The sequence below is a fragment of the Nitrospiria bacterium genome, from assembly GCA_035517655.1.
In the GTDB taxonomy this organism is placed as follows: domain Bacteria; phylum Nitrospirota; class Nitrospiria; order JACQBZ01; family JACQBZ01; genus JACQBZ01.
The window spans coordinates 19,870-32,884 of record DATIYJ010000013.1; the positions used below are offsets into that span (position 1 = coordinate 19,870).

The 13,015-nt window shown below is 59.8% G+C and carries 13 protein-coding genes; 6 read left to right on the forward strand and 7 right to left on the reverse strand.

The genetic code is table 11. The features are described 5' to 3' along the window. The 5 genes from VLY20_02805 to VLY20_02825 are packed head-to-tail and all read right to left on the reverse strand — an operon-like array spanning nt 1 to nt 5,039. Complete coding sequence (locus VLY20_02805; protein ID HUK55567.1) at nt 1-666, reverse strand: hydrogenase; 666 nt, start codon at nt 664-666, stop codon at nt 1-3. Between the two features lie 9 nt (nt 667-675). Beyond that, the gene (locus VLY20_02810) at nt 676-1,626 is read right to left on the reverse strand and encodes an NADH-quinone oxidoreductase subunit H (protein ID HUK55568.1); all 951 of its coding nucleotides are present in this window, start codon (nt 1,624-1,626) and stop codon (nt 676-678) included. Between the two features lie 5 nt (nt 1,627-1,631). Beyond that, complete coding sequence (hyfB, locus tag VLY20_02815) at nt 1,632-3,686, reverse strand: hydrogenase 4 subunit B (GenBank protein ID HUK55569.1); 2,055 nt, start codon at nt 3,684-3,686, stop codon at nt 1,632-1,634. A 40-nt stretch (nt 3,687-3,726) separates the two neighbouring features. After that, nucleotides 3,727-4,644: a carbon monoxide dehydrogenase beta subunit family protein gene (locus tag VLY20_02820; GenBank protein ID HUK55570.1), complete on the reverse strand. Its 918-nt coding sequence runs from the start codon at nt 4,642-4,644 to the stop codon at nt 3,727-3,729. Next, nucleotides 4,641-5,039: a carbon monoxide dehydrogenase beta subunit family protein gene (locus VLY20_02825; protein ID HUK55571.1), complete on the reverse strand. Its 399-nt coding sequence runs from the start codon at nt 5,037-5,039 to the stop codon at nt 4,641-4,643. The genes VLY20_02820 and VLY20_02825 overlap by 4 nt, the downstream gene beginning before the upstream one ends. A 438-nt stretch (nt 5,040-5,477) precedes the next feature. Here VLY20_02825 and VLY20_02830 point away from each other — a divergent pair, with 438 nt between their 5' ends. The 4 genes from VLY20_02830 to holA all read left to right on the forward strand — a co-directional run bounded on the left by VLY20_02830 (nt 5,478) and on the right by holA (nt 10,232). Next, nucleotides 5,478-5,909: a transcriptional repressor gene (locus VLY20_02830; protein ID HUK55572.1), complete on the forward strand. Its 432-nt coding sequence runs from the start codon at nt 5,478-5,480 to the stop codon at nt 5,907-5,909. Nucleotides 5,910-6,010: 101 nt separating this feature from the next. Then, nucleotides 6,011-8,647: a leucine--tRNA ligase gene (gene leuS / locus VLY20_02835; protein ID HUK55573.1), complete on the forward strand. Its 2,637-nt coding sequence runs from the start codon at nt 6,011-6,013 to the stop codon at nt 8,645-8,647. Then, nucleotides 8,644-9,168, forward strand: a complete 525-nt coding sequence (locus VLY20_02840; GenBank protein HUK55574.1) for an LptE family protein — start codon at nt 8,644-8,646, stop codon at nt 9,166-9,168. Before leuS ends, VLY20_02840 begins: the two co-directional genes overlap by 4 nt. Next, nucleotides 9,168-10,232 carry a DNA polymerase III subunit delta gene (holA, locus tag VLY20_02845; protein HUK55575.1) on the forward strand — a complete coding sequence of 355 codons (1,065 nt, stop codon included), beginning with the start codon at nt 9,168-9,170 and terminating at the stop codon, nt 10,230-10,232. Before VLY20_02840 ends, holA begins: the two co-directional genes overlap by 1 nt. On the opposite strand, the gene rpsT is transcribed toward holA, so the two are convergent. After that, a complete protein-coding gene (gene rpsT, locus VLY20_02850) occupies nt 10,191-10,472 on the reverse strand; it encodes a 30S ribosomal protein S20 (protein ID HUK55576.1) in 282 nt (93 codons plus the stop codon). The genes holA and rpsT overlap by 42 nt on opposite strands. A 99-nt stretch (nt 10,473-10,571) precedes the next feature. On the opposite strand from rpsT, the gene murJ reads away from it, so the two are divergent. Together murJ and dtd are read left to right on the forward strand one after the other, a co-directional pair. Next, nucleotides 10,572-12,158 (forward strand): murein biosynthesis integral membrane protein MurJ, encoded by a 1,587-nt coding sequence (murJ, locus tag VLY20_02855; protein ID HUK55577.1) that lies wholly within the window; start codon nt 10,572-10,574, stop codon nt 12,156-12,158. Then, nucleotides 12,155-12,592, forward strand: a complete 438-nt coding sequence (gene dtd, locus VLY20_02860) for a D-aminoacyl-tRNA deacylase (GenBank protein ID HUK55578.1) — start codon at nt 12,155-12,157, stop codon at nt 12,590-12,592. Before murJ ends, dtd begins: the two co-directional genes overlap by 4 nt. Nucleotides 12,593-12,806: 214 nt before the next feature. Here dtd and VLY20_02865 read toward each other — a convergent pair. Beyond that, nucleotides 12,807-13,015: zinc ribbon domain-containing protein (locus VLY20_02865; GenBank protein HUK55579.1), on the reverse strand; the 209-nt coding region annotated here is incomplete at its 5' end.

Below are 13,015 nucleotides of genomic sequence, written 5' to 3' on the forward strand. Positions count from 1 at the left end.
TTACTCCTTTAACGCCGTGAGCTTGGTGGTGTCCACGCTGTCGAAGGTGTCCTGAAGCCGGTGGGTGTAGATCCCGACGATCAGTCCGGCCACGAGGACGTCGAAGAACACCCCGAGTTCCACGATCAACGGCATCCCGTAAGCCGCCGCCGTCGCCCCCAGAAACAGCCCGTTCTCGATCACCAGGAAACCGATCACCTGGGTCACCGCTTTTTTCCTTGCGATCATCGTAAAGAAACCGATGAGTACAATGGCGAGAGCGATTGCCAGGGAATCCTGGGTCAGGAGGAAGCCCAGACTGATAATCGGCTGCGTGATATAGAACGCCAGAATGACCAACGCGCCGCAGACGAGGAGCGAGGAGGGGATGTTGATGTTGAGTTCCAGCTCCCGTTTGACGTTCAGACGCTCGATCACGGCTTTCAGAATGCGCGGAAGGACCACCACCTTGATGACGACCGTCAGAGCGGCCGCGACATAGATGTGATACGCCCCGGTCAGGAAGGCGACGAGGGCGGCCGTCACGGCCAGAAAAACGGACTGCAGCGCGAACAGGTCCACGCAGGCGGACAGGCGCCGCTGCGCGATGATCGCAAAACAGGTCAGCAACAGCAGCGCGGAGCAGAAATTCACAAGCTGGGAACCAATATCGGGGTGGATGGCCATCGTACGCCGTCAGCCTCTCAAGATATAAAAGAAGATGATCGCCAGGAGCGAGAGAATAAACGCCAGCCCCAGAAAATCCGTCACGCGAAAGAGCCGGAGCTTCGCGAACATGGATTCAATGACGCCGATGAGCGCGGCCAATACGGAAATCTTGACCCACCAGACCGCAAGCCCGAATCCCATCCAGACCGGCGCCGCTTCCGTCGCGATTCCCCACGGGGCAAAGATGTTGCTGAGCAGGGTCAGAAACAGCAGCAGCTTCATCGCGGAGGCCCACTCGACCAGGGCGAGATACCGGCCCGAATACTCTAAGATCATCGCCTCATGGATCATGGTCAACTCCAGGTGCGTCGCGGGATTGTCCACCGGAACCCGCCCGGTCTCGGCGAGGGTCACGATGAACAGCGCCGCAAGGGCCATCAGATGCGGCGGAGGATCCGTCACGACTCCCTGCAGAAGAGCCGTCTTGTGAACGATCGTGCTCAGGTTGGTGGAACCGGCCGTCAGACCGACCGCGAAGATGGACAGAATCATCGCCGGCTCGGTCAGCGCGGCCACGATCGCCTCCCGGCTGCCGCCCATGCCCCCGAATGCGGAGCCGGCGTCCAGCCCGGCGAGGATGAGAAAGAAGGTTCCGATGGCGAGAAGATAGACCACGGTGATGATATCCCCCGCGAAATTGAGCGGAACCTGCGATACAAAGACCGGAACGAGGAGGGCCGCCGCAAGCGTGGAGGCAAAAAGAATGTACGGCGTGGCGGTAAAGATCCAGGACGTGTGGGTCGAGGCCACCACGTCCTTGCGGAACAGTTTGGCCATATCATAGTAGGGCTGCAGGAGGCTCGGGCCCCGACGGCACTGAAGATGGGCCTTCACCTTCCGGATCAGCCCGACCGGGAACGGCGAGACCGCAAGAATCACGACGGCTTGAACAACGATGATTAAAACGGCTTCCAACATGACGGTCACCGCACCCACAGCAGGAGAATGAGCAGGGTCAAAAAGATATAGGTCAGATACAGATGAAGGCTCCCGGCCTGCACGACGCGTAGCCGGTCCGCGATGCGGTTCAACATCCGAACCACGGGGTCGTACAGGACCTTCTGAAACACCGGCTCGATGTGCGTCTCAAAGCGCATCCGCTTGGCGAAGTAGTGCGATTCCTCCAACATTTCCGTTTCCAGCTTCACCGTCGGGCGATAGATCATGCTGAAGACCTGTTTGATCGGTTGTGAAAACCCGGTTGCGGTATACTCCATCCGCGGCTTCAGATTGATCCCGCAGCCCCAGGTATGGGAGTAGCGTTTGCGAAGCCTTCCTCCCAGAGCCGCCGCGGCGAGCAGACCCGCCGGAATCAGGATCACCAGCAGGATCGCCAGCACCGGCGTCGAGATACTGGCAAACCCGATCCCCATCCCGGGCATGAGCGCCAGCCCGCTTACGGAAAGGACGCGTCCCGCGATCGACGCCCCGGTGTACGGCGCCGTGACCCGGTCGATCATCGGGACCACTCCCATCGGGGCCAGCCCCAGCGCCACACAAAAAAGCGCCATCTCCGCCATACCGATGCGCATCGCCCACGGCACTTCCCGGGCCTCCCGCGCGTGAGCGCTTCGCGGCATCGCCAGAAACGAGATTCCGAATGCCTTGGCGAAGCAGGCCAATGCGAGCACGCCGGTCAGGGCCAGCATGGCCGCGCCGATCGGAAGCATGATCTTCATCAGGACATCCGGAATCTGGAAGCTCAGGAACAGGCTCTGGAACGTCAGCCACTCGCTCACGAAGCCGTTGCTCGGAGGAAGCGCCGAAATCGAGACGGCGCCCACCAGGAAGAAAAACGCGGTCCAGGGCATTTTCCGGATCAGCCCCCCGTATTCCTCCATGTTGCGCGTGTGCGTGGCATACAGCGTCGACCCCGCGCCCAGGAAGAGAAGTCCCTTGAACATGGCGTGATTGATCGTATGATAGAGTCCGGCCAGAAGTCCGAGAGCCGCCAGATTGGACAGGCCGTAGGACTGGAAAATCATCCCGGCGCCGATCCCCATGAGAATGATCCCGATGTTTTCGACGCTGTGGTAAGCCAGCAGACTTTTCAGGTCGTGCTCCATCAACGCGTACATCACGCCGAGCAGGGCCGAGACGGCCCCGATGGCCAGGACGATGAATCCCCACGTCCATGGAAAGCTCCCGCCCAGGAAATCGAAATAGACCCGAATCAGGCCGTAGATCGCGGTCTTGATCATGACCCCGGACATCAGGGCCGAGACGTGCGACGGCGCGGCCGGATGGGCATAGGGCAGCCAGACGTGGAGCGGCACGATCCCGGCCTTGGTCCCGAACCCGATCAGCGCCGTCGCAAAGGCCAGCGTTCGGAATCCCTCCGGAAGCGGCGCGGCCGGATGTCGAAAAGCCTCGAAGGAGAAGCTTCCGGCCTGCTGGTAGAACACGAGGTAGGTCACGATGATGAAGGCCGTTCCGACATGGGTCATGATCAGGTAGAAAAATCCGGCGTAGCGCGTCTCGGGTTTTTCATGCTCCGTGACGACGAGGAAGTAGGAGACCAGCGACATGAGCTCCCAGACGATCAGAAAGAAAAACCCGTCGTCGGCCAGAACCACGAGCGTCATTGAAAGCAGGAACGCATTGTAGAGGCCTCCGAGGACGCCGATGGAACAACGGCCCTCGAACTCCCGCACGTACCCCATCGCAAATTGCGACACCGAAAATCCGGCCAATGAAATGATCAGAACAAAAAAGGATGCCAGAGGATCCACGCGAATCTGAAATTCAAGCAGCGGCAGGTTGGAGGGAAGCGAGAAGGTCGCGGCCGATGGAGCGAAAAGCCCCGCGAGGCCCAATACGACGCCCGCGGCGGACGCGGCCGTCGCGGCCCCGTGGGCCACAAGATTCTGGAGATGGGCGTTCCGGTAGAAAGCGAAGGGAAGGATGATTCCTATTCCATACAGGATGACGACGCTTAGAAAGGCCCAATGAATAATCCAGGACAGGTCAAACGACAATGAAATTTCTCCTTACCGTCGAACGACAGACATGCTTCGCTTAAGCTTTCGCCTGTCCTCTTATTGCCCTGCCCATGGATCGGATGTCCGCCCCTTTCAGGAAATAGTGGTCATAAACAGCCTCCAAAAACAGTTTACCATCATGGAGATAATATTTACAACCATCCAGACCGGCCACCCCGGTTGCATTAAAACGGGCCGCCAGGTCGGGCGCATTGCATAGGACGACGCCGTCCTTGAGTTTAAAGACGACGCCGATTCGATCCGGAAAATTGATCACGACTTTTTGCACGTGGCTTGTCCCTTCTTCGACGGCCGCACGCTTATGATTTTTACTTCTGTCTCTCTTCGCCGGCGTCTGCCGTTTCTCGCGACCGTCGCCGTGAGGCTCCGATTTTAACCGAGCAACCGCTTCGGCCAGACTCAGGATTTTCCGGGCGGTGAGATCACGGATCGTGATGTTCGCCTCCTCATCGCCGCTGAACGTGCACAAAGCAATCGTATAGCAGGCGGTCCCGCCGCGAATCATCTTAAGCGCGATGTTCGACGGATGGCAGTGAACGCCGACAAAAAGGCAGACATCGATCTTGTTGTGCCAGATCGTCAAATTGGGGTGATTCGGGTTGATCTCCACCGCCGGATTGACTTTCGGATATTTCGGGCGGTAATCGGCCATCGGAATAATTCTCGCGGGGATGGAGTCCGCCAGAATCTTCACCGCCTTGGCCTCCGCCGAAGCCTGCTCGCTCCATTTCCACAGCACCAGCGGACCGGGAAAAATGGCCGGCATCTTTGCCCCAAGCAGTTTCCGCGCGGCCGTCTCGATGGCCTTGTCTTCCGGAACAATTTCCCCCTCAAGCAGGGCCTGCCCCGGCTCGGCCAGAATCACTCCCATCATCGCAGCCGCGGGAGGGAGATAGGCTTCCGGTCCGGGCAAAACGCGGTATGGTTCTCTCACGCTTGCGCTCCTTTCAATCGGCCGGCGTTCAACCGGCTTAATGGGTTTTCAATGTCGAGGGGATTTAAATGAGTCTTCCCCCCGTTCATATGAATCTGCACCGGTGTCAGTTTCACCGTTTTGCCGCCCTTCGGCATGGGGATCTTCAATTCCCCTCGGACGCGTCGGAAAATCTCAATAATGTGGTCCATCTTCTTGACGTCGAAATCGCGCACGCTCAGCATCGCATCTTCATGGGCATCGTGACAGATCACGGTCGTCAAGCAATTCGACCCGGCCCGGATGATCCGGAGGGTCAGGTTGGCGTAGTGACAATGCACGCCGATGAAGAGACAGACCTCATCCGGAGTTGGAACGCGACCTCGCCTCCCCTGATTTCCGGCGTAAACGTCGATTCGGCTAAAACACGCATTCCGCTTTGGGCCGCCGCTCGCTGGAGCACTTCCCCGGCGGTAACAACGCCCTGACCTCCTTCGCCCGCAATGCGAATGATCAGATCCTCCCGATCCATGGCCGCGTTCATATCAAAAGACAACAAACATCTCCTTGCGGTTTATTGAAGGGGCTCACGTCGCCCCCTCCACACATCGGCTGCAAACCGCCGAGTGCAAGCCGGCGAAGCCGGACGGAGCCTCCCCCTCTCGCTCGCTTTGCGAGCCGGGTAGATCCCTCTACTCATATTTGGATCGGAACCCTGCACGAGCCGTACAACAGCTTACCAGATTATTGCATCATGTTGCAAATAGTTATTTGTTGCATTTAGAAAGCGCTTCGTGTAGCATCAAAGGCAACCGACGTCCCTTGAACAAACGACCCCCGAGGAAACATACCCCATGAGAAAGCACAAAGACCTGCTCGCCGTTTTGCGGCATAACCGCCAGCGCGTCACCCCCGCGCGCCGGTTCCTGCTTCAGCTCTTCATCGACAACCACGCCCGCTCGCTCTCGCTTCCCGAGATCCAGACGCATCTTCAAGACCGCCTCCCGGGGATCAACCGGTCCAGCATCTACCGTAATCTCGAAATGCTCAAAGCGCTCAGCATCATTCAAGAGCTGCGCGTGGCCCGCAAGGGTCGTCGTTATCAATTTGTGTTCGAACGCCCCGTGCACCACTTCATCATCTGCAAGGCCTGCGGCAAAGTGAGCAAGGGCAAGCGCGGCTTCTTCGAACGGGTCGAGCGCGCCCTTGAGGACATTCACGATTTTAAGAAGGCGAACCTGTCGGTCACCTTTTACGGATTCTGCAGCCGCTGCCGGGAGGACTGAGGCGTCAAAAATCCCTCGATCTTCCGAACCGTATCCTTGATAAAAACCCGTCACTGTGTTAATTTAAAAGCCCTGACAAACCGCGCCGTACGAGAACTTCGATGACAAAAGAGACGACTCCACTGCCGCCCGAAGCCTACAATCCGCACGCGGTCGAGCCGGCCTGGCAGCAACGCTGGGAGGCGAGCAAGGCCTTTCGCGTCGCGAAAGATCCGAAGCGGCCGAAGTACTACTGCCTCGTGATGTTTCCCTACCCGTCCGGCCGCATCCATATGGGCCACGTCCGCAACTACGTGATCGGCGACGTCGTCGCGCGATACAAAAGCATGCGCGGTTACAACGTGCTGCACCCGATGGGCTGGGACGCCTTCGGCCTCCCGGCCGAGAACGCCGCGATCGAACGGGGCGTTCATCCATCGGTCTGGACGGACGAAAACATGCTCTACATGCGGACGCAGCTCAAGCGAATGGGTCTCTCCTACGATTGGGAGCGCGAGCTCGCCACATGCAAGCCGGAATATTACAAATGGAACCAGTGGTTCTTTCTCAAAATGTACGAGCGCGGACTGGCCTACAAGAAAATGTCCTCGGTCAACTGGTGCCCGTCGTGCGAAACAGTGCTGGCGAACGAGCAGGTGATCGACGGGGCCTGCTGGCGATGCGGCAGCACCGTCGTCCCGAAGGAGCTTGAGCAGTGGTTCTTCAAGATCACGGCCTACGCCGAGGAGTTGCTGTCGGAATGCGATCGTCTGACCGGATGGCCCGAGCGGGTGCTGGCAATGCAGCGGAACTGGATCGGAAAGAGCGTCGGCGTCGAGGCGGACTTCCCGCTGGCGGACCGTTCCGACAAGGCGATACGGATCTTCACGACCCGCCAGGACACGCTGTTCGGCGCGACCTTCGTGACGCTCGCGCCGGAGCATCCGATGGTGGACGAGATCATCCGCGGGAAAGAGGAAGCGGCCGCCGTCCGGACCTTCGTGGAACGGATCCGGAAGCAGGACAGGACGGCTCGGACCTCGGAGAACGTGGAGAAGGAGGGGATCTTTACCGGCGCCCATGCAATCAACCCATTGACGTCCGAACACATCCCGATCTGGGTCGGTAATTTCGTTTTAATGGACTACGGCACCGGCGCGATCATGTGCGTGCCGGCGCATGACCCGCGCGATTTCGAGTTCGCCAAAAAATACAAGATCCCCGTCCGCGTCGTGATCCAGCCCGCCTCAGGCGGGGCGGAGGGAACGCTGCAATCGAAAAACCTTGCGGCGGCCTACGTCGAGGAAGCCGGACGGCTGGTCGACTCCGGAAAATTTTCCGGGCTGACTCCCGGCGAGGCCAAGATAAAGATCGCGGACTTTATCGAATCCGAAAAACTCGGGACGCGCAAGATCAACTACAAACTCCGCGACTGGGGCATCTCCCGGCAGCGGTACTGGGGCACGCCGATCCCGATCGTCTATTGCGAAAAGTGCGGACCGGATCCGGTCCCGGTCCCCTACGACGACCTGCCCGTCACGCTTCCCCGGAACGTCGCTTTCACGGGAAAGGGCGGCTCGCCGCTGGCCGCGGACAAAAACTTTTGGAACGTGAAATGCCCCGAATGCGGAGGCCCCGCGCGCCGGGAAACCGATACGATGGACACCTTCGTCGATTCCTCGTGGTACTTCCTCCGCTATCTCTCCCCCCGGCTCGATTCCGCTCCGTTCGATCGCCCGGAAGCGGATTACTGGATGCCGGTGGACCAATACATCGGCGGGATCGAGCATGCGGTGCTGCATCTGCTCTACGCCCGATTCTTCACCAAAGTGATCCGCGACCTGGGACTGGTGAAAATCAACGAGCCGTTCACGAACCTATTGACGCAGGGGATGGTCTGCATGGAGACCTACCGGTGCGAAGAACACGGCTGGCTGTTTCCCGGCGAGACGATCGGCTCGGAGAAGGACGGCTGGCGCTGCCCGCATTGCAAGCGTCCCGTCGAGCGGGGCCGGGTCGAGAAGATGTCCAAGTCCAAAAAGAATATCGTGGACCCCGAGCAACTCATCGCGAAATACGGCGCGGACACGGCCCGATTGTTTTCGCTCTTCGCCGCGCCCCCGGAGAAAGACCTCGAATGGAACGACGCGGGCGTCGAAGGCGCCTCTCGGTTCTTAAACCGCGTCTGGCGCCAGGTCGTGAATCGTCCGGTGACCGGCCGGGCCGTCGATGCCGCGGCCGACCGGGCGGACGAATCGAAACGGGGCGGGGCCCTTCGACGGGCGACCCACCGGACGATCCGAAAAGTCACGGAGGACCTGGACCACAACTTTCAATTCAACACGGCCATCGCCTCTCTGATGGAGTTCTACAACACGATCACCGAATGGGAACGCGAAGGCGGCCGGGCGGGCGACGGCGACCCGATCCACGAGGCGATCCGGACGCTGGTCATCCTGCTCTCCCCCTTCGCCCCGCATATCGCGGAAGAGCTTTGGAGGCGGCTGGGCCGCGCCGACAGCGTCTCCCGGCAGCCCTGGCCGAAATGGAACGAGGAGGATCTCAAAACCGACGAACTCACGATCGTGATCCAGATCAACGGAAAGCTCCGCAGCCAGATCCGCGTCCCGGCCGATCTCGACGAGGCCGGCGTACGGAACCGGGCCTTGGCCGACGGGAAAATCAAGGACTGGCTGAAAGGGCAAGCGCCCCGAAAGGTGATTTACGTCAAAGGGAAATTGGTCAATATCGTCCCATGAAAAATTTATTATTCCTCCTCACCCCTTGCGCCTTACTCCTCGCGGTTCTCGCCGGCTGCGGCTACCATCTGTCCGGCGGCAACCGGCTTCCGTCCGACGTCGAGACGATCGCCGTTCCCGTTTTTCACAACGACACCTTCGAGCCCGCGCTCGAGAACGCCGTGACCTCGGCCGTGAAGCAGGAATTTCTGACGAACAGCCGGCTTAAGGTCGCGAACGATCCGGATCAGGCGGATCTCGTCTTGAAGGGGACGATCGTCTCCTACGGCCTCGAACCCCTTTCCTTCGACCGCACGCAGAGCGTGGTGCTGGAGTACCGCGTGCATATTCGGGCGGTCGTCACCCTGGAAGTCCCCCGCACGCAGAAGGTGATCTGGAAGGATACCAAAGTGGAATCGTCCGCGGAATATCTTGCCAACCCCGACCCGGCCGCAAACCAAGTCGCGGAGAATCGCGCGATCGCGGAGGCCAGCCAGCAGCTCGCCGAGAACCTCGTCCACAACGTCCTGGAAGGATTTTGATGCCCCCCCGCCCCGGCGCGCTGAGCTACCCCGACTTCATCCGGGCTCTGGAGCGCGGAACCGTCGCCCCGGTCTATCTCTTCACCGGCGAGGAGGAATTCCTGATCCAGGCCGCGCTCGAGCGGCTGGTTCCCGCCGCCGTCGATCCCGCAACAAAGGACTTCAATTACACCATCCTGGACGGCGAATCGGCCTCGGCCGACGCCATTTTAACGGCGGTGGAAAGCCTCCCCGCCTTCGCCAAACGGCGGCTGGTCGTGCTCAAGAGCGCCGAACAGCTTCCGGCCTCCGAGGCCAACCGCCTTGTGCCCTATCTCAAGGACCCCTGCCCGACCACCTGCTTCGTCTGCGTCGCGCCGAAATTCGACGCGCGACGGTCGTTCTTTCAAGCTTTGAAGATGCAGGCCGCGGTGCTGGACTGCCGCCCCCTCTCCGACGCCCAGGTTACCGTCTGGCTCAAGGCCCAGGCGAAATCCCAGGGCCGCGCCATCTCGGAAGACGCCGTGCTTTTCTTGAAGGAACGGGTCGGGCGCGATCTGTTCCCGCTTCAGAACGAACTGACCAAGGCCGTCCTCGGCAGCGACCATCCAAAGACGATCGAACTGGAAGACGTGCAGCGGGCGTGCAGCGCTTCGGGCGAGGTTTCGGTGTACGATCTTCTGGGGTCCCTGGCCCGGCGTCGTCTGGAGCCCTCGATCCGTACGCTCACGCGCTTGATGGAGGACGGCGAACCGCCGCTGAAGATCTTGTCGACGGTAGGATACCGGTTCCGGCTGGTTTGGAAAGTAAAACGCGCGATGCAGGCCGGCCATTCCGACGCGGCCCTGATGCGGATGTTTGGAATGGGCCAATGGGCCGCCGCTTCCGTCATCGCCGCGGCCAAGGCGTATTCCGAGAAGGATCTGCGTTGGGCCTTTCAGCGTTTCATCGAAACGGACGCCGGCCTCAAAGGCGGCGCGCTCCCGCCCAAACTGCTTATGGATCTCTTGATTTTCGACCTCTGTTCCGGAAAACAGAAAGGGCTACGTCGCTTTCTGGGTCGGCAACCCCTTCTTTACCTTTGAGGTCAGGCGGGAGATCTTGCGGGACGCGGTGTTCCGGTGCAGGACGCCTTTCGTGACGGCGCGGTCGAAGGCCGAGGTGGCCTTGTCCAAAAGGGCTTTCGCCTCATCCAGCTTTTTGGAAGCCATCGCGGCGTTCATTTTTTTGACGAGCGTTTTCAACGAGGATATCACGAGCTGGTTTCGGGCGTGGCGCTTTTTCGATTTTCGTGCTTGTTTGATCGCGGACGCGTGATCGGCCATTTAAACTCCTTGTCGTACCGATGATTGTGATTTCAGTTTCATCCAAAGAGCCTGTTTTTACCACGACCGTGTTATAACTGTCAAGGGATTTTGCATCATTTGACCCAGGAAAGCCGACAAATTGCCAAGGCGGCCGGATTGATCGGCCTGGCCACCTTTTCCAGCCGGATCATGGGCTTCGTCCGGGACATGATCCTGGCCCGGCTCTTCGGCGCCGGGATGGCGGCCGACGCCTTCTTCGTCGCCTACCGGATTCCCAACATGCTCCGCGAACTTTTCGCGGAGGGATCGATGTCGGCGGCCTTCATCCCCGTTTTCACCGAATACCTCGGCAAACGGACCAAGGAAGAGGCCCGCGAGCTGGCCTCGGCCGTCTTCACGGTTCTGCTGGCCATCGTGGCCGTGATCTGCCTCCTTTCCATCCTCGCCGCCCCCTGGATCGTCCGGGCCATCGCGCCGGGTTTCGCGAGCGAGGCGGGCAAGTTCGACCTGACCACGATGCTGAGCCGGTTCATGTTCCCCTATCTCCTGTTCATCAGCCTGGCCGCGCTCACGATGGGCATGCTCAACTCGCTCCGGGCCTTCGCGGTCCCGGCCTTCTCGCCCGTGATGTTCAACGTCTGCATCATCGCGGCCGCGCTGTGGCTTTCCCCCCGCCTCACCGAGCCGATCTTCGGCGTCGCAATGGGCGTCGTGGCCGGAGGCGCGGTCCAGTTTTTTATGCAGCTCCCCAGCCTCCGGCGGCATGGGATGATGATCGAATTTCGATTCGACCCTTTTCATCCGGGCGTGAAGCGGATCGGGCGCTTGATTCTTCCGGCCATGGTCGGTTTGTCCGTAACGCAGGTGAACATCCTGGTGAACACGCTCCTGGCCTCGTACCTTCCCGAAGGCAGTCAGACCTATCTGTTCTACGGGATGCGGCTCGTCCTTTTTCCGCTGGGGATCTTCGGCGTCGCGCTCGGGACCGCCATCCTTCCCACCATGGCGAAACAGACCTCCGACGGCCAGATCCATGAATTGAAGAAGACGATCTCGTTCGGGTTGCGGTTGGTTCTCTTCATCATCATCCCGGCCATGATCGGTCTGATGACGCTCCGCATTCCGATCATTCATCTTTTCTTCCAGCACGGCCGCTTCACGGCGCAGGCGACGCTCGGCACGGCCGCCGCCTTGCTGTATTATTGCGTCGGACTGCCGGCCTTCGCGGGGATCCGGATCGTGGTGGCCGTCTTCTATTCGTTGCAGGACACGAAGACGCCGGTCAAGGTCGCGGTGGCCGCGATGGCGGTCAACATCGTTCTGTGCCTGCTGCTGATGCGGCCGTTGCTGCACGGCGGCCTGGCCTTGGCCACTTCCCTCGCGGCCGTCTTGAATTTCGGGCTTCTGGTCAAAATTCTGGACCGCCGGCTGCACGGCATCGAATGGCCCGTGATCCTTCGTTCGGTCGGGAACACGATCGCGGCCACCGTCCCGGTCGGCGTGATCGGTTGGGCCGTCGGAAATTTATCGATCTGGTCCTTCCCCGGCCAATGGGACGTTAAGGCGACCTGGCTGCTCGGCGCGATCGCGCTGTCGCTTCTCAGTTACATTGCCGCCAACCGCCTCCTGCGTTCCGAAGAGCAGGCTTTTCTCTGGGACATGGTCAAGACCAGGATCGAGAAGAAATGGGCCCGGCCGTCATGAAGGCCTTGATCCAACGCGTGCTGGAGGCGCAGGTGAGCGTGGAGGGTCGGGTCGTCGGACGGATCGGTCCGGGGCTGGTGGTTCTTCTCGGCGTGTCGAAAGAAGACGCCGACGGAAACGCCGACCGGCTCGCGGAGCGGATTCTCGCCTACCGGATCTTTGACGATGAGAACGGCCGGATGAACCGCTCGGTTCGGGAGATCGGCGGACAGATCCTAGCCGTCTCCCAATTCACGCTAGTGGCCGACGTCGCCAAGGGCGCCCGTCCGAGCTTTACGCCGGCCGCGTCGCCCGATCTGGCCGAGCGCTTGTACCGGCGCTTCGTCGATCGACTGATCGCGGCCGGCCTCACGGTCGAGACCGGCGTCTTCGGCGCACGGATGATCGTCTCCCTTCACAACGACGGCCCGGTGACGTTTCTGCTGGAGAGTTAAACCGTTTTAATAATAGCGCGGATGCCCCGATCCACCTTCTCGCGGACATAAAATGGTGCCATTGCGGCGGGATGCAATGAGGAACACGACACAAGAGCCCAAAGCCCACGGAAGAAATAATAATAAATAGGGACAGACACTATTTAAGCTTTTTAAAAGCGGAGCGACGAGGAACGAGGAGCGCAGCTTTTTGCTGTCCGAGTGCATGCGATTGTTATGCCTTTTTGTCATCCTTGTTCTTTGCTGATCCGTGATTTCTATGCTCGCTAAGAGGCTCTTGGCACTCATGAATAATTTCACCCGTCTCAGGGTCGGAGATAACTTCTTTATATTGATCATTGTCTTTATCAATGATCCGTTCCTTCTTATACCACTTGCCCGATTTTTTATGTAAATCATCGCCGTGGAAGAAATCTCTTCTTA